Genomic DNA, 24,372 nt, shown 5'->3' on the forward strand with positions numbered 1-24,372 from the left:
AAATTGTTGGTGGTTTGGAAAATCATTGAGCCTAGGTGGCTGGAGCCAATTCGGGCGCAGTGGCCGACTTCTTGGCCAGTGACATGGCGACCAATACCAGCAGCAATGCGGCGACAGTAATGGCGGCACCGATCCAGATGGGCGAGGTGTAGCCCAGGCCTGCGGCGATGCCCAGTCCACCGGCCCATGCGCCCAGTGCGTTGCCGACGTTGAAGGCACCGATGTTGGCACCTGACGCCAAAGTCGGGGCCGAACCAGCGAATTGCATGATGCGGCTCTGCAGGCCTGGAACGGTGCCGAAGCCGAAGCCGCCCATGAGGAACAAGGCCACAATGGTGGCAACAGGGCTGCTTGCCAGTGCTCCGAAGGCGATCAGCACTACCAGGAGGGCTGCGATGAAGAACAGCAGGGTGCGGTCGATGCTCTTGTCGGCCATGCGGCCACCGAGCCAGTTGCCCACGAACAGGCCCACGCCGAAGAGCATCAGCAGCCATGGGACGGTGGACTCATTGAATCCGGTGACCTCGGTCAGGGTGTAGGCGATGTAGGTGAAGGCGCCAAACATTCCGCCGTAGCCAAGGATGGTGACACCCAGGGAGAGCCAAACCTGCAAGGAGGTAAAGGCGCCGAGTTCTTTGCGCAGCGAGATGCCTTCTGCGGCGTGCTTGATGACTGGTACCAGTACGAGGATGCCGATCAGGGCAAGGACTCCAATGCCGGAGATGGCCCAGAAGGTCGAGCGCCAGCCGGAGTGCTGTCCGAGCAGGGTTCCAAACGGGACGCCCAAGACATTGGCGGCGGTCAGGCCGGTGAACATAATGGCGATGGCGCCGGCCTTCTTGTTGGCTGGGACCAGATCGGATGCCACGACCGAGCCGATGCCGAAGAAGGCACCGTGGCACAGGGCTGCGACAACGCGGCCGATCATGGCCACTTCATAGGTCGAGGCCATGGCGGTGAGCGAGTTGCCGAGAATGAACAGAACCAGCAAGCCAACCAGCACTGGCTTGCGTGGAAGGCGGACGGTGCCTGCAGTCAGCCCAAGAGCCCCGACCACAACGCTCAGTGCGTATCCGGAAATGAGCCAGCCAGCGGCTGCCTCGCTGACAGCGAAGTCGGTGGCCACGTCCGGCAACAAGCCCATGATGACGAACTCAGTAAGCCCAATGCCAAAGGCACCGATGGCCAACGCAATAAGACCGAGCGGCATAGCTTTACTCCTGATAGACTAGATAAATTAGTTGCACACGCTTGTTATTGCGCGATGAATACTATCGTTGCACACGCAACTAACCAGCGCAAGCAAGTATTTTTGGAGGAACCCATGGGAATCGCAGATGATGCTGTCGAAATCCGTGCTCGTGGATGGCGCACTTTGGCGTCATTGCACGGATTAATCGATGCCGCACTAGAAAAGGACCTGACCGCCCAGGTCGGGCTTTCTGTGGTCGAGTACACATTATTGGACGCCTTGAACCGGCAGGACGGCTGGCACATGCGCATGGCGCAGCTGGCCCGCGCAACCGCACTGAGCCCCAGCGCAACGACGCGCCTGGTCACGAGGCTCGAAGATCGTAATCTGCTCTCGCGCGTGCTGTGCGCGGATGACCGCAGGGGCATCTACACCGAACTCACCGCCGCTGGGCACGAGCTATATCAAAAGGCCAAGCCCATCCACGATGCCACGCTGGAACGCGTGTTGAAGCAGGCCGAGGAGCAACCCGAACTGGCGCCGCTGGCCCGCATTCTCCACGAGTTCTCTGCCGCTTAGCCAATCGATGATTCCGCAGGAAGGATCAATCTTGCCGCGTCCAAAATTCTCCGCCGTGCTCTTTGATTGCGATGGCGTACTGGTGGATTCCGAGTCCATCACGAACGCAGTGCTCCGGGATATGCTCATTGAATTGGGATGGGACATCAGCCAGGAAGAATGCATCAGCATCTTCATCGGCAAGGCCCTCAAGGACCAATGGGAGCCCATCCTTGCACATACCGGTGTGCGGATTGACGAGCAGTGGATTGCCGGTTTCAGGCAACGGCGCGATGTGGCCTTGCGTGAAAACTTGCAAGCCGTGCCCGGTGCCTTGGAAGCCGTCAAGCAGATATCTGCCTTCTACGGCGAAAAGATCGCCTGCGCCACGGGAGCCGACCGGGCCAAGGTCGAGATGCAGCTATCGATAGCCCAGATGGCGCCATTCTTCGGCAACCGGGTTTATAGCGGCATGGAGTATGCACAGAGCAAGCCTGCGCCCGATGTCTATCTGGCAGCTGCTTCTGGCCTGGATATTGATCCGAGCCAAGCAGCAGTTGTCGAAGATACAGTCACCGGAGTGAGCGCCGGAGTTGCGGCAGGAGCTACGGTCTTCGGCTACTGCCCGGGTGGACCCATCAGCAGCACCGAGGAAAAGCTCTTGGCGGCAGGCGCTGCAGAAGTATTTACCAACATGGATCAGCTACCGGGGCTTCTCACGCAAAAATAGCTGAGGCCAGGGGCATTTGGATGCCACAAGCATTGCAGCTCAGCCCCAGGGATCCAAGGTGAATTCCTTGCCTAGCGGACCGCGCCCGGCCAACCACGCAACCAACTCGGTGCGCGCTTCCGGGTTCGCCAAGCGTTCGGGAACCGTGGCCAGCAGGTTGCCCAGATCCCACATTGTGTATTCTTCGGGCCACTGGCTTGGCGAGTATCCCAGCCCAAGATCTACAAGATGCATCTGGACTTCGCGCAGGCGATGAGCTGGACAACCACCAACTCCGTAGTGCCCGCCGCCCATGAAATCGGCGTTAGGCCAGTGAGCCTGTTCGCTTTGCTCAAGAAGACCGTCTAAACGACGAACGCTCGATTCAAGATCCGCCAAGATTTCAGATGCTGCATTCCGCGCACCGTCCTCAATTTCTCGGCGACGCTGTTCTGCACCGTTGGCGTATTTGGGAACGTCCTCGCCGTTCAAGGCTCCTTCCAGACGCCGTGCATGTGCATCGGCATTTCTCGCAAGATGCGTCAGCACATGGCCTACGGACCAACCAGGCAATTTGCTGCCCTGTTGCATGCTCTCGTCGCTGAGACCAACCACATGTTCCAATAGCTCCGCGTGGGATTCGAGGCATAAACGTGCAGCCACGCTCGAATTCTTCTCAAGATCCATAGTGGTCCTCTCGCTGGCCAAGACACTCAATACTCGGGTGATTGAGTTCAGCTTACGGTCTGCAGCAGCTCAAGTGGTGCTCTTTCAAAGCTGCTCGGAGGAGGCAAGGAGCAGTTCCAAGGTCTCCCGCCCAACAATGCCCAGGAGATCATCGGTGCCAAGATTTGCTGTGAGCATGGCATACCGCAGTGCCCAACCACGCGCTCGTTTCCACGTTGGGCTGCCGACTGCGATGCCATAGCTCTCGAAGGCTCGGCCAATGCCAGTGGGGGTGAAATGCATCCAGAACATGCCCAGATCCGAGGCGGGGTCGCCAACGCATAGATCCCCGTAATCAACCAGGGAGACTGCGGGATGCGGCACCTCGTCGCTAACAATGGTGTTGTGCGGATGCGGATCACCATGCATCCACACTGGAGCGCCCTGATAGTCTTCTGCCTCCACGGCTTCCTCCCATAGCGCTAGGGCGCCGGGCCGCAAGGACGAATCCAAGTTCGAAATTTGCTCGCGAGTCCGTGCGTCCAATTGCGCCAATGCACAACCTCGAAAGCCGCTTCGTGGTTCCGGCGAACTTGAAGGTTGATGAAGAGCTCGCAGCAGTCCAGAAAATTCTTCCGCGTATCCATCGCGGTCCGGCCGCTTGAACCGAGCCGCACTGGTACCAGGAACGTAGCGGCAAATCGAAAAGGTAAATGGGTAGTCGGACGTGGGCTGGCCTTCAAAAATCGCCAGGCCAAGATCAATCCCGCAGTCCCTTGCCAGTTGCGGAAGCCAGCGGCGCTCCTTGATGCCAATCTCCTCCCCCAGTTGTCTTCGGGGCAAGCGAATCATCAGGGAATCTCCAAGGCGATAGACCTCGTTGTCCCAGCCAGTAGCAAGGTATTTGACCTCTTCATGAGCCCACTGTGGCGCTTGTGCGGCGATCAGCTGGCGGACCATTGCCAAATCGATGTCGACTTCAGCGTCGGGCATGACGGACTTCTTGGTTGATGGCTGGCTCATCGCTCAATACTAATCTTCCGCATTGAGCTGACTGCAATTTAGCCTTTTGAAATGAACCCCGTAAAACGCCGCACGTGCTGTCACGAATTGAAGCGGGCCAGAACTGTGATGGCAAGATGACAATCAAAGCCACTTGAATCCTTGAGGAAGCTGACCGCCATGCATGCACTGCCCGTTATTCGCTATGCAGACCTGTCTGCTCAGCCCTGGAAGAACGGCAAGGGAGTGTCCCGCACCGTCCTCAGTGATTCGGATGCCCTTGGTGCGTGGTCTTGGAAAGTCAGCGTTGCTGAAATTTCCCAGCCCCAGCCCTACAGCCAATATCCTGGAATTCAGCGGATTCAGGTGGCCTTGGGTCCTGGCGAGATCGACTTGACCGTTAGTGGCCAGACGCGCCGTCTGCGTACAGGTGAACAAGCAGCGTTTGCCGGCGACGACGATGTTTCAGTTGTACCCCTGGGCTCTGGATTCCTGGCCCTGAACCTGATGTTCCTCGGCGAAAAATGGGAGGCCAGCGTTTCCACGGTTGACTCGACCACCGGGATTTCGCCGCACAACGAAGTGAGAATCCTCGTCGCACTGGACAATACCTGTCGAGTTGGAAATGCGGAACTCGCACGCTTGGATGCACTCATCATTCCTGGAGATACCTCTGTAACCGCTGTGGGGCATTTTCATCTTGCAACTTTTATCCCCCGGAGCACAGACACCAAATAGATGCAATTGGGGTTGCCGAGAACGCAGTGGTTGTTCCTCCTGCTGAAACAGCCAGTCATTGACTCTGCCGCTACTCTGCACGCAGTCGCCCTTCATGTGGCCGATGCGCCTTTCGGCTCTTGCCCGCGGCTCATGCCAAAGCCTACTTTCGTCTAGACTCGGGGCATGAATTCACTGTCAAGCAGCGAGCAGATCCTCGCCACACTTCTACTCGACAAGTTCGACCAGCTCTTCGAAACCGTCAACGAAATTCCAGACGAATTGATCAACAGCTGCTTGCCGATGAAAGGCAGCAACTCGCCGGTGCAGATTCTGTTGCACTGTTGCGGCATGATGCGTCGCTGGTCCTCAACGGTGAATCTCGGCATCGCAGTCCCCCGCGATCGGGATGCCGAGTTCAGCGCAAAAATGGACAAGCCCGGCGTATTGACGTTGGCTTCCGAAACCAGAACGGCATTCGCCGCAGATATTTCGCGCACCGAAATGCAGCAAGCTCCCGCTGTTTTGCCACCGGGACGGGAGGCCGAATATTGGATGTCCACCTGCGAAGGCATCCTCCTGCACGTGTACGAAGAGCTCTGCCAGCACCTGGGCCACCTGGAAATTACTCGCGATTTCTTGTGCCGCCCTGCTCAATGAAATCGTGAACGGCGACGTCAGATTTTCAGGTCATCCCAGTCGAAGCTGGTCGTTTCGCCACTCTCCCAATCCTGGCGGAGAATGGCATAGGCGACCGATGCCAATCTTGTGCCATCATCGGCGGGCCAGCTCATCCGGTAGTGGGCTTCCTTGAGGAAGCCAGCCTTCAGGAACACCTTGCGCATCGCAATATTGTCTCCTCTGGTTTGGCCCTCCAACCTTACGGCTTCCGGCATGTTGTTGAAGACCATGGCACTTAATTCCTTCAGTATCACTACGCCCAGTCCTTGTCCCCGAAAGGTCTCGGCCAAGAGCAGGTCAAACATTGGCGTGTCGTCTTCCAGATCTTCTAGAACTGCCATTCCCAGGCATTGGCCATCGCCAATGATCCAGAATCCTTGGCTCTCGCTGTTCCAATATCTTCCGCCATCGACCAATTCTCTGAGTTCCGGCTTTGTCCAGTCCCGGCGAACATGAAACGGGAACTTGTTGCTCGACAAGAACGCGACGATGGCTTCGCTGTCTTCCGGCCTCATCGACGTGAACGAGATATTCATGGCGCAAGCCTATACAAACTATGTCAATTGCGGTCTGCCTGGACATGAGTTTGGCTGCATTCGCAAGCTGCCAGATACCCGCTGTCATTTCAGTCTTCTTTTAATGACTCCAAAACCTCTAGCGTCGAAACGACCTGCGCAAAGCCATCTCCGTGAAGATTTGTCGCTGTCACCTGCATCAAGGTGGCAGCTGGAATGACGGTGCCATCGGGCCCTGCCAGATCGAAAGTTCGTGTGGCATCCAGAGGAACAATGACATCAAACCCGAGGTTTCCGCCCATGCGGGCGGTCGTCTCCACACATAAATTTGTTTGGATTCCGCAGACTACAATCTGCTTGATCTGCCGCGATACAAGCCAACTTTCCAGATCCGGCGAGCCATAAAATGATGAGTTCACTGTTTTAGTCACCAGCAGATCAGCTCTGACCGCTTGCACCGATTCGTGAAGATCATTGCCGGCTCCGTCCGCGAACAACGGCGAATTCGGATTCCGGCTATCGTGCCGGACGACCACTATCGGCATTCGCCTGGCGGACCATTCCGCAAGAAGCCGATCAACGTTGTTCTCGCATTCTGGGTAGTTGGTCGTCGGCCCCCATGAGGCGTCGTAAAAACCCTGCTGCATGTCGACCACGATTAAAGCCGTCTTGTTGTTTGCGATCATGCTTCTACTTCATCATCGAAAGAAGGAGGCAACCAGTGGCATGAATGACATGGTTCGATAAGATTACGCCATGACCATTGTGGGAATTCTTGTGGGCCCGGGACGCCGCGCCTTTGATATCGAAGTTGCGCGCGAGGTTTACGATGACCGCTCGGATCGGGGGCTGCCCCAGCCGGAGGTCCGCATCCTCGCGGCCAGAGCCGTCACCGATCTTGATCCGCTCCATTCGATGCGGCGCACCCACGCGCTCTCCACGGCAGACCAGCTCGACATCCTCGTAGTCCCGGGCTGTGTCGACCCGCTCGCAGCCCCTAGAGCCGAGGAAGTCTCCGCCGTAGCACGAGCAGCGGCTGCCGGAGCGCTTGTTGCCTCGTTGTGCACCGGAGCATTCACGCTGGCCGCCGCTGGCCTGCTTGATGGACGGGCAGCGACGACCCACTGGCGCTTCGCCGAAGAGCTTGCCCTGCGGCATCCGAAGGTCGAGGTCCGGTCCCGGGATTTGTACTGTGGCCGGGACAAGGTTTGGACATCTGCCGGTGTCACGGCAGGAGTTGATCTCCTGTTGCATTTGCTCCGGCTGGATTGGGGATCCAGCGCCGCGGAAACGGTCGCGAAGGCAATGGTCACCCCTGTATGCAGGCCAGGAACGCAAGCCCAATATGCGGATACCAGCCTCCCCATCAAGGCTTTGCCCTCCGTCGAGCAACTGCATTTGACGGTCAGTAAGGACCTCCGGCGGCCCTGGAACATCAAGGAACTCGCAGCTGCCTGCACAATGTCCCCGCGCACCTTTCACCGCTGGTTCGCCGCCAATCTCGGAACAACGCCTCTTGCTTGGCTCAACGACCTTCGCGTGCGCGAGGCCCAGCGTCTCCTGGAACAAACTGACCTGCCCGTGGGCGCCATTGCCCGCGAAGTCGGCTTCGCTTCTGATGATCTGCTGCGAAAGCATTTCACCGCCCGGCTGGGGGTCGCACCTACGCACCACGCAGCAGCGTTCCGCCAACAACGTCCTTGAACATCGGGGATTTTCTCTGCCAAGCCATCTTCGCCAGTGCAGGCGGTCTCGGCTCGCCGAACAGCGCTTGACCGGCAGGCTCTCGACCGGCACAGCCCTATAGGCATATTGCGCCGCTGGTTTTGAAGCGACCGTTCATGTTCTGGGCCGCGGAGCGACAGCAACTCCTGCTGCTGTGCCAGGCAGGCCAGAACGTGAGCCACCGCCCTTTGGCACTTCAATCCGCGTTTGGGTGGCCAGGAAGAATATGCCGTATCAGACAGGGAGCTGCAAGCAGCCGATGATTGGATCGGTACGAGGTGAAAGGATGAACTATTCGATCCCCACCACGAAAGCATGGATTCAATGGCACCCGTTCCCATCACCCGCTACGCGCAACTGGCAGCTCAGCCTTGGAAGAACGGACAAGGAATCACCCGCACGCTCTGCAGCGACGGCACTGGAATCGATGACGGCTGGACCTGGAAGATCAGCATTGCCGAAATCAGCGGCACCCAGCCTTACAGCCGCTATCCGGGAGTGCGGCGCGGTCAAGTGGCGCTCGGCCCAGGCCCCGTTGACCTGGTGGTAAATGGCCGCAATGTCCTGTTGCCGGTCGAGGGCACCATCGTATTCGAGGGCGAAGACGATGTATCTGCTACTCCCGCCAGCGAAGGCTTCCTGGACCTGAACGTCATGGGACAACGGAGCAAGTGGGAACCATCGGTGGAAATCGTGGACTCTCCAACCGCCAGCTTCCGCGAATCGAGGATCCAAGTGCTGGTGGCGCTGGAGGATTCCTGCTCAATCGGCGGACAGCCGTTGGCCCGGCTGGATGCAGTTTTCCTCTCAAGCCCGGAAGAGCAGCATTTTTCTGGACGATTTGTGCTGGCCACCCTGGCGAGGCACTAGGAGGGCAGGCGGGCAGTGCACGGCGTGATGCCGGACTGCGGGAGTCATCGGCGCCGTTCCTTCCCGTCGACGGCCTGGAGGATGACAGTGCACGGATAAAACGCAGATGGCCCGCACTCGGAATGAGTGCGGGCCATCTGCGTCGTATTCAGCGAAAGGCTAGAGGCCCAGCTTCTCCATCACGATCTCGCGAACCCGGCCGGCGTCGGCCTGTCCGCGGGTAGCCTTCATGACAGGGCCCATCAGCGCGCCGATGGCCTGCATCTTGCCACCCTTGATCTTCTCGACCACATCAGGCATGGCGGCCATGGCATCATCCACGGCCTTGCCCAGTGCGTCGTCGTCGTTCACAACTGCCAGCGAGCGCTTCTCCACGATTTCGCTCGGGGTGCCTTCACCGGCGATGGCGAATTCCAGGACCTGGCGGGCGATCTTGTCGTTGATCTTCTTGCCCTCGATCAACGAGTTCAACTCGACGATGGTCGCAGGTGTGACGCCCAGATCGGCGATGTCCTTCTCCGCGGCCTTGGCCAGGCGGGCGATCTCGCCCATCCACCACTTGCGGGCTACCGCAGCGGTGGCACCGGCGGCAATGGTTGCCTCGATCTCGTCAAGCACGCCGGCGTTGACCACGTCGCGGAATTCCTTGTCCGCGTAGCCCCACTCGGCCTTCAGGCGCTTGCGGCGCTCTGCTGGCGGTTCCGGCAGGCGGCCGCGCAGCTCTTCGATCCACTCGGCGGTGGTGACGATCGGCACCAGGTCGGGCTCCGGGAAGTAGCGGTAGTCATCGGCATCCGACTTCGGGCGGCCCGAGGTGGTGGAACGGGTGTCCTCATGCCAGTGGCGGGTTTCCTGGACGATCTTCGCCCCGGAATCCAGTACCGCTGCGTGGCGCTCGATCTCGAAGCGCACCGCGTGCTCCACGGCGCGCAGGGAGTTCACGTTCTTGGTTTCGGTACGGGTGCCGAACTTCTCGGCGTCCTTTGGCATCAGCGAAACGTTGGCATCGCAGCGCACGTTGCCGCGTTCCATCTTGGCATCCGAAACGCCCAGGTTCTTCACGATTTCGCGCACCGCGGCCACGTAGGCCTTGGCCAGCTCGGGGGCGCGCTTGCCGGCGCCAACGATTGGCTTGGTGACGATCTCCACCAGCGGCACGCCGGCACGGTTGTAGTCCACCAGCGAGTAGTCGGCACCCTGGATGCGGCCCGCGGCGCCACCCATGTGGGTCAGCTTGCCGGCGTCTTCTTCCATGTGGGCGCGCTCGATCTCGACGCGGAAGACCTCGCCGTCCTCCAGCTCGATGTCCAGGTAGCCGTCGTAGGCAATCGGATCATCGTACTGGGAGGTCTGGAAGTTCTTCGGGGTGTCCGGGTAGAAGTAGTTCTTCCGGGCGAAGCCGCACTTTTCGGCGATCTGGCAGTTCAGGGCCAGGCCGATCAGGATGGAGTACTCCACGGCGGTCTTGTTGACCACCGGCAGCACGCCGGGCAGGCCCAGGTCCACCGGGGTGACGTTGGTGTTCGGGGCATCGCCGAAGGCGTTGGGCGCATCGGAGAACATCTTGGTCTTGGTGTTCAGCTCAACGTGGACCTCGAAGCCCAGGACCGGGTCGTAGCGATCCAGTGCCTCGTCGAAGTCGACCAGTTCATCGGTGTAGTTGCTCATGGTGCCTAGGCCTCCTGCGCGATCGAAGCGGTGTCTATGGCTGGTGCCTGCGAGATCAGCGACTGGCCCCACTGCTTTTCCAGCAGGGTTTCCAGTGCCGCGCCGGCGCGGTACAGCCGGGCGTCCTCGAAGGCCGGAGCCAGGAACTGGATGCCCACCGGCAGGTTCTCGGACAGGCCGCCGGGCACCGTGATGCCTGGAACGCCAGCGAGGTTGGCCGGGATGGTGGCCACGTCGTTGAGGTACATGGCCAGCGGGTCGTTGTCATTCGCGCCCAGCTCGAAGGCCACGGTCGGCGCGGTTGGGGATACCAGCACGTCAGCCTGCTCGAATGCGGCGTCGAAGTCGCGCTGGATCAGCGTGCGGACCTTCTGGGCCGAACCGTAGTAGGCGTCGTAGTAGCCAGCGGACAGCGCGTAGGTGCCCAGGATGATGCGGCGCTTGACCTCATCACCAAAACCAGCGGCACGGGTTGCGGCCATGACGCGCTCGATGGTCATCGGGCCCTCGCCTGGCAGCACGCGGTTGCCGTAGCGGACGCCGTCGAACTTGGCCAGGTTGGAGGAAACCTCCGAAGGCATGATCAGGTAGTAGGCGCCCAGCGCGTACTTGAAGTTCGGGCAGGAAACCTCGACGATTTCAGCACCAGCGGCCTTGAGCAGTTCCAGCGACTCGTTGAAGCGCGCCTGGACGCCCTCCTGGTAGCCCTCGCCGGTCAGTTCCTTGATGACGCCAACGCGCAGGCCCGACAGGTCCCCTGCGGCGCCGGCCTCGGCGGCAGCCACCAGGCCTTCGAGGGAGTTCGGCAGCGAGGTGGAATCCTTCGGGTCGTGCCCGCCGATCAGTTCCTGCAGGTAGGCCGAGTCCAGCACGGTGCGGGAGACCGGGCCGATCTGGTCCAGCGAGGAGGCCATGGCTATCGCGCCGTAGCGCGAGACCGCGCCGTAGGTCGGCTTCACGCCCACTGTGCCGGTGACCGCACCGGGCTGGCGGATGGAGCCACCGGTGTCAGTGCCCAGCGCCAGCGGAGCTTCGAAGGAAGCCACGGCAGCGGCCGAACCGCCGCCGGAACCGCCAGGAATGCGGTTCAGGTTCCACGGGTTGCGGGTCACGCCGTAGGCGGAGTGCTCGGTGGAGGAACCCATGGCGAATTCATCCAGGTTGGTCTTGCCCAGCATTGGCAGCTTGGCAGCGCGGATCTTCTCGATCACGGTGGCGTCGTAAGGGCTCATCCAGCCTTCGAGCATCTTCGATGCCGCGGTGGTTGGCTGTCCCTTCGTGACGATCAGGTCCTTGATGGCGATGGGCACGCCAGCCAGGGGGTGCAGCGCTTCGGCCTCGGCGCCGCCGGCGGCACGGATGGCGTCAACTTCTGCGGCCACCGCGAGCGCTTCTTCGGCATTCACATGCAGGAAGGCGTTCAGTGCGCCGTCCACCTCGGCGATGCGGTCCAGGTGGGCCTGGACTGCTTCAACGGAGGTGGCTTCGCCGGCGCGCAGCTTGGCGGCCAGCTCGGTGCCGGAAAGCTTGATCAATTCGTTCATGGAATTATTCACCGTCCAGAATTGCAGGGACCTTGAAACGGTCCGAATCCGAATCCGGGGCGTTGAGCAGAACTTCGTCAATGCTCAGCGTCTGCCCCACCGTGTCTTCGCGCAACACATTGGTCAGCGGGATCGGGTGGCTGGTGGCTGGGACGTCGGAGGAGGCGACTTCGCTGACCGACGCGATGGCACCGACGATAGCGTCGAGCTCACCGGTCATTTTGTCCAGCTCCGCGCCGCTCATCTCGATGTGGGCAAGGTGTGCCAGATGCACAACGTCCTCACGGCTGATGGCAGACATGTATCTCCCTTTGAATGGCGGTTGGGTTTCATAGACAAGTCTATCCCGTGCATGCCCGCCATCAGACCTTTATGTGGTGCAGCAGTTACGCTGTTCGCAATACCAGGCCGGCCAGGTCCTGGCCCAGCGCGTTTTCCCAGCAGCCGATGACCCCGTCAACGCCCGATGGGCTGGAAACCGGCTTGCGGATGATCACCGCGTCCTTGCCAGCTGGGTTGCCATTGACCTTGATCCGCGGATCATCGGTGAAGGACTGGGAATGGTGCTGCGCTGTGGTGTTGCCGGCCAAAAGCTGGCGAGCCTGGGCGGTGAACACCGGGTCGCCCGCGGCGTCATAGATGTAGCGCTTGCCCAGAATGGCATGCTCGCTGGTGCCGATCAGGTATTTTTCGCCACCGGGCAAAGGGGCGTCCCGGTAGGTCAGCGGCAGGTGGTACACCACATCAGAGGTATCCGAATGATCGGCGTAGATGCGCAGCTCCACCCCCACCTGGCCCTCGGGGTCTTCCAAGCGGAAGCCGCCGATGTGCTGGAGCTTCGGGGTGCCTTTACCGGTATAGAACTCCTGCTTGGGCAGCCAAGCGGAGACCAGCTCGTTTTTGCTTGGCGACATACTGGTGTTGTAGACAATTCCCATGGGCTTAGTCTGTCAACTGCGCCATTGGCGCACAAGTCCTCAGGGAAGTTCCGCCTTGCTTGCCCGCACCATAGGATGAATTCATGATGAATTCAGGGCAGTGGGACAGCGTGGAATCGGCACAGCATTACGGTCATGCCCTGTTGCGGGACGAAGCGATTGAACTGCGTGAATCCGAGCATCCGGACTTCGCTGCGATGGCCCAGTGGTGGAATGATCCTCAATGGGCAGTGCTGCAGCAACGAACCATCAAGCCGCGCCCCGAAGCGCCCCTGTTGGAGATGTTTGCCCAATGGAGCGAGAACAAGCCCTCTTCGGGCGACGCAGGATTCAGCATTTTTGAGCTGGCTACCGGTGGATTCATCGGGCACATCACGCTTTTCGGAGGGGCGCTGCCCCACCGAGCCGCGGAAATGGCCGTCATGATCGGTCCAGATTTTGTTGGCCGCGGCTTTGGAACTCGGGCGAGCAAGCTGATGGCCGGCTACGGATTCCGCGAAATGGGCTTGCATCGCATTGGCCTGTGTGTCGCTGCTTTTAATCAGCGGGCGACTCGAGCCTATGAAAAAGCCGGATTTGTCCAGGAAGGACGCCAACGCGAGGTGTACTTCCACAACGGGCAATTCCACGACCAGATACTGCTCAGTTTGCTATCCAGCGACTACTTTGCGGCAGCCTGAAGCATTGCCTTGACCAGCGGTCCTGCACTTTGCGCTCCGCCATCGCCATCCTCGACAAATGCCGCCACGGCGAGGTCGCCCTGGGCGACGATGGCCCAGGCGTGGGCGTTGCGCTCGCTGTCGTATTCCGCGGTGCCGCTCTTGCCGATAATCTTGGCGCCGGGCAGCGAGTTCAGGTCCTTGAGCGTTCCATGGTCAATGACTTCACCCATCATCGAGGCCAATTGCTCGGCCTCGTTTTCGGTGAGCTCGGACTTCGGCTTGGCTGGAGCTTGGGGCTCCGGGGAGAGCACGAGCTTGGGCTGAACGGTCGACTTGGCCTGGACCGAGGCGGCCACGGTGGCCATGCCCAGCGGGGAGGCCTGCACCACGCCTTGGCCGATCATGTTCGCGGCCTGGGTGGTTCCCTCAGAATCATCGGGCACCGAGCCAAGCACCGCACCGATACCGGTTCCGTCTTCGCCGGTCAGGCCGAGTGCGGCAGCGGCTTCAGCCAGCTTCTTGCCGCCAATTTCGGCGCCCTGATTCACGAAGACCGTGTTGCAGGATTGGGCAATGGCTTCAGACAGCGGAATCGTGCCCAGCTGGGCGGCTGGGTACCCGTCGTAGTTCTTGAAGGTCTTGCCATCAACCACGGTGGTGGCCGGGCACTTGACCTCCGATTCCGGGGTGGAGCCATCACGGAGCATCGCTAGCGCGCTGATCACCTTGAACGAGGACCCCGGGGCGTAGGCGCCCTGCAAGGCGGTATTCAGCCCGGAGTCCACGGGGCCCGAGGAGGCCGCCAGCACACTTCCGTCCGAGGGGCGGATGGCGACAATGGCCGAGTTGGAATCGGCATCTTCCAGCAGTTCGTCGGCACTTTGCTGCAGGTCCATGTCCAAGGTCGTTTCAACGTCCTTGCCGGTTACCGGTTCAGCGGTGAAAAGCTCAGCTTCAGCCTTGTTCTCGGTGTTGTACCTGGAAACCACAACACCGTCGGTGCCCGAAAGCGTGTCGTTGTAGGCCGACTGCAATCCAGACATGCCGACCTGGTCGCCGCTCTTGATCTTGCCTTCAGACTTCTTGATGATTTCCTCGGTGGCTTCGCCGACTGATCCCAGCAGCGGGCGGGCGAAGGAGCGCGTGGGCGCCAGGGGAATTTCGTCCTCTTGGAAGGTGGCTCCAGGGATCTTGTTGATTTCCGCGTCGGTGACTTCCCGGGTGGCATCATCGCGCAGCACAATGGCCTGGACCCATGCTTTCTCGCCGGCAGCGAGCACGGTTTTTGCGTACTGCTCTTCATCGATGTCCACCAGCTCGGCCAATTGGGCCGCCGATTTTTCCCAATTGGCTTTTTCGGTACGGGTCTTGTCGATGCCGACGCGAATCACCGGACGGTTGGTGACAATTTTTTTGCCGCCGGCGGCCGTGATGCTGCCCCGTTGCGCCATCTGGTAGCTCGCCTTGAGGTAGCCGCCGGTTTCCAGATCCGGCGCAAGCACGGATGGATCAAAGCGCAGCTTCCACTGCTCGGCGTCCTTGTCATATTCCCAAACGGCCTTGGTGGTGTAGCTCAGGTCCTTATCCGTTTCGTCGACATCCCAGACCGTGGTGATGTCGGCCGTGGCGGTTTTGACGCCGTCGGCTTCTTCCTCGTCCTCGGCCACCGAGCTCACGGTGCTGCTGTGCTTGATATCGCCCATGGGGCCGAAGGCCGTTTCCTGGGCCTTGGCCACTGCCTGGGCATCGGAGCTGGCGAACTGCACCTTGGAGAAGTCGCCGGAGTTGATGGCCGAAACCAGCTCGTCGGCCACCGGGGCGGGATCGGGTGCGCCAGCGCTGCAGGCGCTCAGCGATCCCAGGGCCAGGGCAGCGACGGATAGGGCAACGGCAGAACGGCGAAGGGCACTCATAGCGCCATTCTATTCACGCGGGGAGGACAGTTGGCAAAAAACTCCTGGACGACACCTCATTATTTCCTGCGTTTGGGCTTTGACGCCCATTTCAGAGTTCCAGCGTGTACACCACTAGCTTGATGCCGGTCCCGGGAACGGTCCAGTCGCGCTGTGGCATATGGGCGAAGTTCATGGACTCATAGAGGGATCTGGCCGAATGCCAGGTGGCCCCGGTGGTCAGGCTGACCGAATGAATTCCGGGCAGCCGGCGAGCGCGTTCGATGCTGGCGTTGACCAGGGCGCGGCCGACGCCAGCGCGCTGCGCGGCCGGATCGACGCTGAGCATCCGGATCTCCAGTTCGCCCGGCAGAGCAATATCCGCATAGTCGCTGCCTATCTGGATCAGGGTCATTGACCCAATGATCTCCCCTTGGCGCCGTGCAACGTAAATCTCGGATTGCTCGGCACGTTCCTGGACTTTGCGCACAAACTGCAGGTAGTCATGCTCGGGGGTCTCGAAGTGCCCTGCGGCGAAGTATGACTGCGCGGTCAGCTCCCCCACCCGCCCATAGTCCTCGGGTGTGGCCAGCTCGATGAGCAGATCTGCGGTGCGGAAGGTGAAAGTTTCTGCCTCATTCATGATGATCCGATTCTGCCATGGTTGGCCTGCTGCGAGCGCCGGCCGTGGCCACCAAGAGGTTACCTGAATACCAAATTTTCCATATATGCAGGAATCAGGGGGTAATCCTTGAATTGAAGGTAATATTTGGTATTCCATTTGTGGAATTGTGATGCGTTCCCGCGTAGGATGGGTCACACTCCGCTCCATGAAAGGCGTATCAACCATGTGCGAACACGACCACAGCACCGGCCCGGTGCCCACCGCAAAACTCGAACGCCGGCAGGTCCTGGCCGGAGCCGCCGCCCTGGCTGGCCTGGGCCTGGCCGGCATGGTCCCCGGGATCGCCCAGGGGGCCGAACCCACGGGCCGGAACACCGCGGCCCACCGGCCTTCCAAGGCGAAGAGCGCTCCGGTCATTGTCGAGGGCGGCTCGCTCATCGACCCGGCCACCGGCCACCTGGTCGAAGACGCGGTGGTGGTGCTCGCCGGCGGCATCGTGCAGTCGGTGGGCAGCCGGGACGAGACCCGCAAGGCGGTTGCCGAGTACGCTGCCAGCGCCACCCGCATCAACGCCCATGGGAAGTTCATCCTTCCCGGATTCGTCGATGCCCATGTCCATGCCCAGGCCTTCGAGGACGCGGCGCTGATCCTGAGCCACGGCGCCACCACGGTGCGCAGCGGCTCGTCGAGCTTCTACCAGGACATCGCGCTGGCCAGGGTGCCGGACTTCGCGCCGGGCCTGGCACCGCGGATGCACGCCGCGGGCCTGTTCGTCTCCCCCGACCAGTCCGACTCCATCCTGGCCGATCCGGACCTAGCCCCGCTGGCTGCGCTGCGCCACCAGATCACCGACCCCACGGACCTGGCGTATCTGACCGGCGTGAACATCACCCGCGGCGCCACCGTGATCAAGACCCGCGCCAACCCTCGCGCCGGGCTGGCCGAGCAGGATCCGCTGGAGCTGGTCTACGGGCGCGAGCAGCTGGCCGCCATCGTGAAGGCGGCCAAGGGCGCGGGCGTGCTCTGCCACAGCTACAGCACCGAGGGCATCGCCGGGGCCGTGGCCGCCGGCGTGAAGAGCATCGAGCATGGGGTGTTCATGGACGAGAAGACCATGGTGCGCATGGCCAAGCAGGGCACCTACTTCACCCCGACCCTGTTCGGCATTGCCGGCATGGCCAATTCCAGCGATCCGGTGCTCTCCGAACGCGGGCGCGAATACGGCCCGGTGCTGGCCGAGGCTGCCAGGGCCGCTAACGAGCTGGGCGTGAGCGTGATCGGCGGCACCGACTCCTTCGGCACCGATGTCACCCCGATCGGGGCCGAGGCCAAGGCCCTGTCCGATGCGGGACTGGGCAAGCTCAAGGCGCTTCAGTCCATCACCACAGCCCCGGCCAAGCTGCTGGGTGTGGATCAACGCGGCGTGGGCAGGCTGGTCCGCCACGGCGTGGCCGATCTGGTGCTGCTCGGCTCCAACCCGCTGGAGAACGCCTCGGCGCTGTCCGACGTGAACACGGTGGTGGCCCAGGGCGCGATCGTGCGCGGCGCGGCGGCCTGACACGCCAACGCGCCGGTTTGCGCGGCGATCTCCCGCGCGCCGTCCAGCAGGATCCGGCAGGCGGCCTTGGCGGCGTTGCCGGCGGTATGGGTGGTCGCCGCCTCGCCCACTGGCACATTGCTCGAGGATTCGCCGCGGGAAGGGGCATCGAGGTAGCTGACCTCGGCAAGCTTGCTATTGCCGCGGCCCTCGAGCGTGACCTCGTAGGTGACCGGCCAGGCACCGGCGGTCTGCTTCTTGAAGCACTCCGAGCCGCCGCAGGAGGTCAGGCCCAGCGGCTCGGGCAAGGCTTCTCACGCCTGGAACCGTGACCGGACTTCCCGGAACGAGAACGCCTTCGGCTTCGAAACGGTCGCGAACGGCACATGCGCGGCGGGGCCTTCGGGCACGGCTTCCGGAAGGCCCTGGACTAGGCGCCGATGGCGTAGCCCATGGAGTTGACGATGAGCAGCAGCCCGCCGAGCAGCACCGCGGTGAAGGGCAGGGCCATCATCGCGAAAAAGCCCCAGCGGTCGCGCATGATGGCGATGAATTCGCGCAGGAAGGCGCTCGGCCGGTAGTAGGCGGCCGTCTTGCTGCCGAAGGTGCGGGCGCTGTAGCCCATGGCGCGCGAGGCCAGGCCAGCTCGCAGGTTGTGGTAGTCGCTGGTGACGATCCACAGCTGGCCGTCGGGACGGTGCGCGCGGACAAGGCCGGCGGAGAAGCGCAGGTTCTCCGCCGTGTCCTTCGCGCGGTCCTCGATAAGGATGTCGCCCTCGGCCACGCCCTGCTCGCGCAGGTAGCGGGCCATGGACTCTCCCTCGGGCTCGATCTCATCGGCGCCCTGGCCCCCGGAGGGCACCATGAGCGGGGCCGGGTCCTGGGGCAGCCGGTAAAGCTCGATGCCGCGGTCCAGTCGGCTGCGCAGCAGCGGGGTCACCCTGCCGTTGATCGCGCGGGAGCCGAGCACGATAATCGCGGCCGCCTCCCTGCGGATCGGGAAGAGCCCGTAGAACCAGGCGTAGAGCAGCAGCATCGCGAACATCGAGGCCACATAGCCCGAGGCCACGAAGAGCACGAAGGCCAGCGACACGGCCCACCACTGGTTCACGCCCACCAGCACCACGGCGATCGCCGGCAGTCCCAGCACCAGCAGGCCGAAGATCATCGAGAGCAAATTGGACAGGCGCCGCCCCTCGCGCTTGAGCATGAGCACGCCGTTGTAGATCAGCACGAAGCCGAAGACCAGCACCGCGAAGGGGACGGCCAAGATGAGCATCGCGGCGATGACCGTGCCGTCGGGCCAGGCGGTCTCAAGGACGGTCAGGCCCAGTGCCAGAGTGGAGAGCACCGCCAGGCTGAGCACCACTGCATTGCGCAGCCTCCGCGGCTCGCGTCGGTACAGCCAGGCCAGCAGCAGCCAGAGGAAAATCGTCGTCAGCAGGGAGCCCATGGCTCGATCGTATCAATGCCTTCCCCTGCCAGGCGCCGGGCGGGCCGGCGAACTGACCGACCAGGCCGTCACCCGCGTGGGCCTGGACCTACTGCTGTGCCTGAGCGATGAGCTGGGGCCGAGCCTGGTGGCCATCCCCACGGCTTGTAGGTGATCGGGCATGTGGCGGTCTTCGGGGCCGTCCGGATGCTCGCGCTCTCGCGCGCGTGGCTGGCGGCGCGCCGCGGCGGGTGCGCGACGGGATGCGCGCAACTCCGCGCCCTCGCGTACCGTGGGACTTATGAGCGCCGACGCATTGATCCTGACCGGTCCGCCCGGAGCCGGGAAGACGACCACCGCCCGTGCGCTGGCACGGACCTACCCGCGCTGCGTGCACCTGCGCACGGACGATTTCTGGCACTGCATCGCATCCGGTGCGATCCCGCCGTATCTCCCGGAGGCGGACGAGCAGAACCAGACGGTGATGCGGGTGATCAGGCAGGCTGCGTTCGGCTACACAGCCGGTGGTTTCACGACGGTCATCGACGGCATCATCGGGCCCTGGATGCTGGAGCACTTCGACGCCTCCAACGACGTCGCCGAGCTGCCGCGCCTCCACTACGTAGTGCTGCGCCCGGACAGGGAGGAAGCCCTGCGCCGGGCACAGGCCAGGACGGCCGCGGACGCGCTGGTCGATGAGGCACCGATCCGCTCGATGTGAGACCAGTTCGCCGCGCTGGGAGCGCTGGAATCGCATGTGATCGATACGACCGGCCACGCGCCAGGGGACACGCTGCGGGCCGTTGCGGATGCCATCGCCGGCGGCCGTTTCCTGCTGGGCACGGCGGGGCCCTAGGTCATCGGGGCGCTCCCGCGGGCCGCTGCGCCCATTCATCCACGCTGAGCGGTCCCGTCTCCTGTCAGGGAACCACTGCGGCTCCGTCCCTAGACAGCGCTTCAAAGGACGTGTTGAATGCAACCATGGCAACCTACAGCATCGGCTACATCGTCGGATCCCTGGCCAAGAACTCCATCAACCGCACGCTGGCGAACGCGCTGATCTCCCTGGCTCCGCCCGAGCTCGAGTTCACGGAGATCCCCATCAAGGATCTGCCGCTCTACAGCTACGACTACGACGAGAACTACCCGCCCGAGGGCACTGCGCTGAAACAGGCCATCGAAGGCTCGGATGGGCTGCTGATCGTCTCCCCCGAATACAACCGCTCCATTCCTGGCGGGCTGAAGAACGCCATCGACTGGGCCTCGCGCCCCTGGGGCACGAATTCCTTTGCCCGCAAGCCCACCGGCATCATCGGCGCCTCCCCCGGTGCCATCGGCACCGCAGTCATGCAGTCCTCCATGCGCAGCGTGCTCAGCTTCCTGAACGTGCCGCAGCTCAACGCCCCGGAGGCCTATGTGCACTATGACGCCGGCGCCTTCGATGCGGAGGGAAACGTCACCGACGCGCGCACCCGCGAGTTCCTGCAGCACTACATCGACGAATACGCGGCCTTTGTCGAACGCGTGCTGGATACCGGCGCGGCCGGGCACATCGGCGACATGGCGTAGCGTGCCCCGTGACGGAGCGAGTGGCGCAGGCCCCCGCTCCGGCACCGCGCGGCGCCCGTGGCCAAACCCGTTGACGCCCTGCATGCCGGCGCGTGCGAGGCAAGGCCAGGACTGTGGCACACTGATGCCATGGCCGTCTACTTCGAATGCTTCACCAGGACCACGATGCCCCGCCAGGAGCTCTTCGATAAGTCGCTGAGCATCGACGCGCATGCCTCTTCGATGGCGGATTCCGGTGAGCAGGCCATCGGCGGGGTCACCAGCGGGCAGATTTCCCTCGGCGAACAGGTCACCTGGCGCGCCAGGCATTTTGGCATCCCGGTGCGCATGACCTCGGAAATCAGTGAACTGGAACCTGCCGTATCCTTCACCGATCAGCAGCTGCGGGGCCCCTTCAAGAAGTTCCACCATGTGCACGAGTTCTACGACAGCGCGGATGCCACCATCATGGTGGACAAGATCCATTTCGAGGCCCCGCTGGGCCCGCTGGGCTGGCTGGTTGAGCGTCTGGTGCTCGGCTGGTACATGCCGCGGTTGATCCGGGCGCGAAATGCCTACCTGGTGGGCACCACGGCGCTCTAGCGCGGGCCGAGGGTACCATCCCATCGCGGCCTTGGCTGCGGCTAGCCTAGACCCCTGGTCGATGGCATCGTACGCTGAGCCACCTGCTCTTATGATCCATAAAGTGAAATCGGCGCTCGCCTCGGGCGCGCGTCCGCCATCGAAAGCCCGGTCCCATGTCCACCCCACTTTCGGAAGTCAATTGCTCCACGTCCCGCGGCAGCATGCCCGAGGCGGTGCAGAACAACACCACGCGTCAACGCAGTGGCGTCAGCGGCGCGATGTTCTCGATGGTGGCCGGGCTGTTCGTGATCCTGGCCATCAGCGTCCAGTTCCTTCGCGAAACCTTCGGCAAGCCGCTCCAGGAGGATGACGATGCCGTCTATGGGCACTGATCGCCGCACGGTCAGGATCGTTCTGGTCAATCCGAACACCAATGAGGCCACAACTGCCATGATGGCCAAGCCGGGTTCTTCGAGCCTGGCCGGGCATCCCGCGGCCAGCGTGCACGGGGCCACCGTGCACCGCGGGCCGTCGATGATCATCGAGCCGGTGGCGCTGGCCGACTCCGCGCAGGCGGTCGTGGAACTGGTCTCGGAATTGGCCCCCGAAACTCTCGATGCCGTGGTCGTCTCGGCGATCGGCGACCCGGGCCGTGATGAGCTCGATCAGCTGCTCGAAATCCCGGTGGTCGGGATCGGCCAGGCCGCTATCCTGGAGGCCGCGGCCGGCGGGCGGAAGTTCGCGATGGCCACCACCACCCACGAGTTGGCCGGGTCGCTGACCGCCCTGGTGGAGCACTATGGGTGCTCTGCGGAATTCCTGGGGGTCTTCCTCACCCGCAGCGCCCCATTGGAGTTGGCTGCTGATCCCGACGAGCAGGAGGCCCAGCTGCGCGAGGCCACCGGGGCCGCGGTGGCGGCCGGGGCCGAGGCGGTAATCATCGCCGGCGGGCCGTTGAGCGAGACCGCCCGCCGGTTGCGGGAGACCGGCAGCGCCGCGATCATCGAACCGATCCCGGCGGCCATCGCCCGCGTCCAGCGGCTTCTGGCCCGCTGAGCAGCCCCGGGCAAGCCGCTTCCGCCTTCGCGCTGCTCCGCGCTTTGTTTGCGGCTTGCTTTCGCCCTGCAGCCAACATGTCCGCAGCACTGGACCTAGAGCACTGGGAAGCTCGGCGGGAACAGCTCGCTGGCAGGACGGCGCTTGTAGTCGCTGTTGCTGAACGCCGCCATGTACTTTTCGAGGAAGGCCTGGGCCCGCTGCTGGTAATCGCTGGTATCCACGGTCTGGATCTGCTTGTCCTCGACGATGGTACGTCCGGCCACCACCACGCGGGTGATATCGCGGCCATCGCAATTCATGATGAGCGTGCGGATCGGGTCGGCATGCGGGCCGATGTGGGTGCCGTCGAGGTCCAGGACGAAGTAGTCCGCCTGCGCACCCGGTGCCAACCGGCCCAGGTCCTCGCGGCCCAACGCCTCGGACGGCTCCAGGGTGGCTGCGCGGAAAAGGTCCCGCCCCTGCGCGCTGGTGACCGAGCCGGTGTGCGCCTTGGTCATCCCCATGGCCAGGTCCATGGCGCGAATCATGTTCGGCGGGGCGGAGTCGGTGCCCAGCACCACCCGCACACCTTGCTCGCGGTAGGAATCAAAGTCCTCGAGGCAGACACCGTAATGGGCGGTGGGGATCGGGCAGAAGATTACCGAGGCGCCGGACTGCGCCAGCAATGCCAAGTCGCCACCTTGCCCGTACTCCTCGGGCATATGCCGGTTGCCCGGCACCGTCCAGGCATGCGGGATGAAGGTGCGCTCGGTGAGGAATCCGAGCGAATGCAGGTAGGGCAGCGGCCGCATGCCGGTGCGCTCGAACAGGGTCTGCACCTCGAAAAGCCCCTGCGCTGCGTGCAGGCGCACCGGAACTCCGAGCTCGTCGGCGGCCTGGCGGGTGAGCCTCAAGGTTCGCTCGGTCTGGGTCTCGATGCGGGCCGGCAGCAGAGCGGTGCGGATCAGCCCGTTCGCTGTGTTCTCGAAGTCCCGGCAGAAGGCGATCGCCTGCTCCAGCCCGTCCAGGCCCTTGGCCTCGTCTTCGTGCAGCAGCGGGCCGGCACCATCGGTGTAGGGCACATGGGTGCGGTAGCTGGGCCCGAGGTAGGCGCGCAGTCCCAGCTCCTCGACGGCCCGGGCCATCTGGGCCATGTCCGCGTAGTCCTCGCACCACGGCTTGTAGGTCTCCGCGGCGATGGGCATGATCGTCGTGATGCCGTTGCGCACCAGTTGGCTGATGGCAAAGCGGCGGCGGAAGGCCTCTTCTTCCTCGGTGAAAACCGCCGCATGGTCGTGCAGATACTCCTCGGACCAGGCAAGGCCGCGGCGCAGGTCGCCGCCGGTGAAGGAGTCGAAGATCGCATGGTCGATATCCGAAAGCGCATTCAGGTCGATGAATCCCGGCGAGACGATGGCGTTGCCTGCATCCACTTCGATGTCCACGCTCCCGGCGTAGCCGCGGCCGACAAAGAGCACGGTGCCGTCCTCGTGCACCAGCTCGCCCCCCGGCCAGATGCAGTGGTCGCCGTCCTGGTATCCGATGACAAATGCCGCGCGGACGCGGGTTATCTGGCCCATATCTGAGACTCCTTGGAACACGTGGGATGGCGGGGCCCTGAACTGGCCCTCGCTGATCCAGCTTATCGACGTTCCACGAATTTTGGTATACCGCGTTTGCGGCTAATTCGCCGGCGTCCTCCCAGGGGTTTCTCGCCCTGCCCCCTTTTATCACGATACTTCTAATGATGCCCGCCGGCCGCAATCTGGCCCCTTGTGAATGCTCTGATTGGCAGAAGCCTCAACATCGCGTTTATTTGGTATACCTAATGGTTGATGCCTGGAAGCACGCGCCGGACCTGGATCCTTGCTGCTACTTGGTGATCGCCTAGGCTAGGTGCATGTCGACTTCCCTGTACTACACCGCAACCCGCGCCACCGCGCTGAGCGAGGACGAGCACCAGCAGTTGATGGCCCTCGCCCGAAGCCATAACGACGCCTTCGAATTCGATGGCGAGACGTTGTATTTCTATCCGGCCCAGCGCGGCAACGAGGTGCTCAACGGCTCCACCAAGATCTCCCCGGACCCCGTAGAAATGGCCCCCTGCCTGCTGCATTGGCTGGCGGCGCTGACCGCGCTGCGCCAAGCCCTTCCCGAGGCCCAATGGGACGTCTCCCTCGACGAGATCGATGTCCCCTGGGATGAGCACCGCGGCTACCACCTGCCGGGCCTGGAAGACATGGCGGCGATGCACGAAGGCTACTAGGG

29 protein-coding genes are annotated in these 24,372 nt (G+C 62.7%); 16 read left to right on the forward strand and 13 right to left on the reverse strand.

The genetic code is table 11. The features are described from left to right. Positions 1–31 precede the first annotated feature (31 nt). Positions 32–1,210 (reverse strand): MFS transporter, encoded by a 1,179-nt coding sequence (locus ACT7DV_RS01310; RefSeq protein ID WP_444660556.1) that lies wholly within the window; start codon positions 1,208–1,210, stop codon positions 32–34. 114 nt (positions 1,211–1,324) lie between these two features. Between ACT7DV_RS01310 and ACT7DV_RS01315 the strand changes: the two genes are divergently transcribed. Together ACT7DV_RS01315 and ACT7DV_RS01320 are read left to right on the forward strand one after the other, a co-directional pair. Continuing rightward, positions 1,325–1,771: a MarR family winged helix-turn-helix transcriptional regulator gene (locus tag ACT7DV_RS01315; RefSeq protein WP_146277908.1), complete on the forward strand. Its 447-nt coding sequence runs from the start codon at positions 1,325–1,327 to the stop codon at positions 1,769–1,771. 31 nt (positions 1,772–1,802) lie between these two features. Continuing rightward, positions 1,803–2,480, forward strand: a complete 678-nt coding sequence (locus ACT7DV_RS01320; protein WP_444660557.1) for an HAD family hydrolase — start codon at positions 1,803–1,805, stop codon at positions 2,478–2,480. A gap of 39 nt (positions 2,481–2,519) precedes the next feature. Here the strand turns inward: ACT7DV_RS01320 and ACT7DV_RS01325 are convergent, their stop codons facing one another. Next, the gene (locus ACT7DV_RS01325) at positions 2,520–3,122 is read right to left on the reverse strand and encodes a maleylpyruvate isomerase N-terminal domain-containing protein (protein WP_444660558.1); all 603 of its coding nucleotides are present in this window, start codon (positions 3,120–3,122) and stop codon (positions 2,520–2,522) included. A 108-nt stretch (positions 3,123–3,230) separates the two neighbouring features. Then, a complete protein-coding gene (locus ACT7DV_RS01330) occupies positions 3,231–4,148 on the reverse strand; it encodes an aminoglycoside phosphotransferase family protein (protein WP_444660559.1) in 918 nt (305 codons plus the stop codon). A 159-nt stretch (positions 4,149–4,307) separates the two neighbouring features. Between ACT7DV_RS01330 and ACT7DV_RS01335 the strand changes: the two genes are divergently transcribed. Further along, positions 4,308–4,865: a HutD/Ves family protein gene (locus ACT7DV_RS01335; RefSeq protein ID WP_444660560.1), complete on the forward strand. Its 558-nt coding sequence runs from the start codon at positions 4,308–4,310 to the stop codon at positions 4,863–4,865. Positions 4,866–5,030: 165 nt separating this feature from the next. After that, positions 5,031–5,504: a mycothiol transferase gene (locus ACT7DV_RS01340; RefSeq protein ID WP_444660561.1), complete on the forward strand. Its 474-nt coding sequence runs from the start codon at positions 5,031–5,033 to the stop codon at positions 5,502–5,504. A gap of 17 nt (positions 5,505–5,521) precedes the next feature. On the opposite strand, the gene ACT7DV_RS01345 is transcribed toward ACT7DV_RS01340, so the two are convergent. After that, on the reverse strand, positions 5,522–6,061 hold the full coding sequence (locus ACT7DV_RS01345; protein ID WP_444660562.1) for a GNAT family N-acetyltransferase: 540 nt from the start codon (positions 6,059–6,061) through the stop codon (positions 5,522–5,524). 89 nt (positions 6,062–6,150) lie between these two features. Further along, positions 6,151–6,726 carry a cysteine hydrolase family protein gene (locus ACT7DV_RS01350; protein ID WP_444660563.1) on the reverse strand — a complete coding sequence of 192 codons (576 nt, stop codon included), beginning with the start codon at positions 6,724–6,726 and terminating at the stop codon, positions 6,151–6,153. A 70-nt stretch (positions 6,727–6,796) separates the two neighbouring features. Between ACT7DV_RS01350 and ACT7DV_RS01355 the strand changes: the two genes are divergently transcribed. Both ACT7DV_RS01355 and ACT7DV_RS01360 read left to right on the forward strand, forming a co-directional pair. Continuing rightward, positions 6,797–7,744 (forward strand): GlxA family transcriptional regulator, encoded by a 948-nt coding sequence (locus ACT7DV_RS01355; protein WP_444660564.1) that lies wholly within the window; start codon positions 6,797–6,799, stop codon positions 7,742–7,744. 345 nt (positions 7,745–8,089) lie between these two features. Beyond that, positions 8,090–8,635 (forward strand): HutD/Ves family protein, encoded by a 546-nt coding sequence (locus ACT7DV_RS01360; RefSeq protein ID WP_444660565.1) that lies wholly within the window; start codon positions 8,090–8,092, stop codon positions 8,633–8,635. Between the two features lie 159 nt (positions 8,636–8,794). Here the strand turns inward: ACT7DV_RS01360 and gatB are convergent, their stop codons facing one another. The 4 genes from gatB to ACT7DV_RS01380 form a co-directional block, all read right to left on the reverse strand. Then, a complete protein-coding gene (gatB, locus tag ACT7DV_RS01365; RefSeq protein ID WP_444660566.1) occupies positions 8,795–10,303 on the reverse strand; it encodes an Asp-tRNA(Asn)/Glu-tRNA(Gln) amidotransferase subunit GatB in 1,509 nt (502 codons plus the stop codon). Positions 10,304–10,308: 5 nt separating this feature from the next. Then, entirely contained in the window at positions 10,309–11,847 is a 1,539-nt protein-coding gene (gatA, locus tag ACT7DV_RS01370; protein ID WP_444660567.1) for an Asp-tRNA(Asn)/Glu-tRNA(Gln) amidotransferase subunit GatA, read from the reverse strand. A 4-nt stretch (positions 11,848–11,851) separates the two neighbouring features. After that, positions 11,852–12,148, reverse strand: coding sequence for an Asp-tRNA(Asn)/Glu-tRNA(Gln) amidotransferase subunit GatC (gene gatC, locus ACT7DV_RS01375; RefSeq protein WP_022875011.1), 297 nt, complete (start codon positions 12,146–12,148; stop codon positions 11,852–11,854). 85 nt (positions 12,149–12,233) lie between these two features. Further along, positions 12,234–12,785, reverse strand: a complete 552-nt coding sequence (locus tag ACT7DV_RS01380; protein ID WP_444660568.1) for a maltokinase N-terminal cap-like domain-containing protein — start codon at positions 12,783–12,785, stop codon at positions 12,234–12,236. Positions 12,786–12,868: 83 nt separating this feature from the next. On the opposite strand from ACT7DV_RS01380, the gene ACT7DV_RS01385 reads away from it, so the two are divergent. After that, positions 12,869–13,465, forward strand: coding sequence for a GNAT family N-acetyltransferase (locus ACT7DV_RS01385; protein WP_444660569.1), 597 nt, complete (start codon positions 12,869–12,871; stop codon positions 13,463–13,465). On the opposite strand, the gene ACT7DV_RS01390 is transcribed toward ACT7DV_RS01385, so the two are convergent. Beyond that, on the reverse strand, positions 13,447–15,360 hold the full coding sequence (locus ACT7DV_RS01390; RefSeq protein ID WP_444660570.1) for a penicillin-binding transpeptidase domain-containing protein: 1,914 nt from the start codon (positions 15,358–15,360) through the stop codon (positions 13,447–13,449). The genes ACT7DV_RS01385 and ACT7DV_RS01390 overlap by 19 nt on opposite strands. 91 nt (positions 15,361–15,451) lie before the next feature. Continuing rightward, positions 15,452–15,982, reverse strand: coding sequence for a GNAT family N-acetyltransferase (locus ACT7DV_RS01395; RefSeq protein ID WP_444660571.1), 531 nt, complete (start codon positions 15,980–15,982; stop codon positions 15,452–15,454). Positions 15,983–16,169: 187 nt separating this feature from the next. On the opposite strand from ACT7DV_RS01395, the gene ACT7DV_RS01400 reads away from it, so the two are divergent. Both ACT7DV_RS01400 and ACT7DV_RS01405 read left to right on the forward strand, forming a co-directional pair. Next, positions 16,170–17,522: an amidohydrolase family protein gene (locus ACT7DV_RS01400; RefSeq protein WP_444660572.1), complete on the forward strand. Its 1,353-nt coding sequence runs from the start codon at positions 16,170–16,172 to the stop codon at positions 17,520–17,522. A gap of 17 nt (positions 17,523–17,539) precedes the next feature. Next, a complete protein-coding gene (locus tag ACT7DV_RS01405; RefSeq protein ID WP_444660573.1) occupies positions 17,540–17,833 on the forward strand; it encodes a hypothetical protein in 294 nt (97 codons plus the stop codon). Positions 17,834–17,931: 98 nt separating this feature from the next. Here ACT7DV_RS01405 and ACT7DV_RS01410 read toward each other — a convergent pair whose 3' ends face one another. Next, positions 17,932–18,954 (reverse strand): YdcF family protein, encoded by a 1,023-nt coding sequence (locus ACT7DV_RS01410; protein ID WP_444660574.1) that lies wholly within the window; start codon positions 18,952–18,954, stop codon positions 17,932–17,934. Here ACT7DV_RS01410 and ACT7DV_RS01415 point away from each other — a divergent pair. The 6 genes from ACT7DV_RS01415 to ACT7DV_RS01440 all read left to right on the forward strand — a co-directional run bounded on the left by ACT7DV_RS01415 (position 18,953) and on the right by ACT7DV_RS01440 (position 22,122). Next, on the forward strand, positions 18,953–19,108 hold the full coding sequence (locus ACT7DV_RS01415) for a hypothetical protein (protein ID WP_444660575.1): 156 nt from the start codon (positions 18,953–18,955) through the stop codon (positions 19,106–19,108). The genes ACT7DV_RS01410 and ACT7DV_RS01415 overlap by 2 nt on opposite strands. A gap of 126 nt (positions 19,109–19,234) precedes the next feature. Beyond that, positions 19,235–19,654: an AAA family ATPase gene (locus ACT7DV_RS01420; RefSeq protein ID WP_444660576.1), complete on the forward strand. Its 420-nt coding sequence runs from the start codon at positions 19,235–19,237 to the stop codon at positions 19,652–19,654. 260 nt (positions 19,655–19,914) lie between these two features. Continuing rightward, complete coding sequence (locus ACT7DV_RS01425) at positions 19,915–20,502, forward strand: NADPH-dependent FMN reductase (protein ID WP_444660577.1); 588 nt, start codon at positions 19,915–19,917, stop codon at positions 20,500–20,502. Positions 20,503–20,631: 129 nt separating this feature from the next. Beyond that, positions 20,632–21,084, forward strand: coding sequence for an SRPBCC family protein (locus ACT7DV_RS01430; RefSeq protein WP_444660578.1), 453 nt, complete (start codon positions 20,632–20,634; stop codon positions 21,082–21,084). Between the two features lie 155 nt (positions 21,085–21,239). Then, positions 21,240–21,458 carry a hypothetical protein gene (locus ACT7DV_RS01435; protein WP_444660579.1) on the forward strand — a complete coding sequence of 73 codons (219 nt, stop codon included), beginning with the start codon at positions 21,240–21,242 and terminating at the stop codon, positions 21,456–21,458. Further along, on the forward strand, positions 21,448–22,122 hold the full coding sequence (locus ACT7DV_RS01440) for an aspartate/glutamate racemase family protein (RefSeq protein ID WP_444660580.1): 675 nt from the start codon (positions 21,448–21,450) through the stop codon (positions 22,120–22,122). The genes ACT7DV_RS01435 and ACT7DV_RS01440 overlap by 11 nt, the downstream gene beginning before the upstream one ends. Before the next feature lie 95 nt (positions 22,123–22,217). Here ACT7DV_RS01440 and ACT7DV_RS01445 read toward each other — a convergent pair whose 3' ends face one another. Further along, positions 22,218–23,684: a chlorohydrolase family protein gene (locus tag ACT7DV_RS01445; RefSeq protein ID WP_444660581.1), complete on the reverse strand. Its 1,467-nt coding sequence runs from the start codon at positions 23,682–23,684 to the stop codon at positions 22,218–22,220. A 320-nt stretch (positions 23,685–24,004) separates the two neighbouring features. Between ACT7DV_RS01445 and ACT7DV_RS01450 the strand changes: the two genes are divergently transcribed. Further along, on the forward strand, positions 24,005–24,370 hold the full coding sequence (locus tag ACT7DV_RS01450; RefSeq protein WP_444660582.1) for a hypothetical protein: 366 nt from the start codon (positions 24,005–24,007) through the stop codon (positions 24,368–24,370). The last annotated feature ends 2 nt before the right edge of the window (positions 24,371–24,372 follow it).

The sequence above is a fragment of the Glutamicibacter sp. TV12E genome, from assembly GCF_052441935.1.
Taxonomy (GTDB): domain Bacteria; phylum Actinomycetota; class Actinomycetes; order Actinomycetales; family Micrococcaceae; genus Glutamicibacter.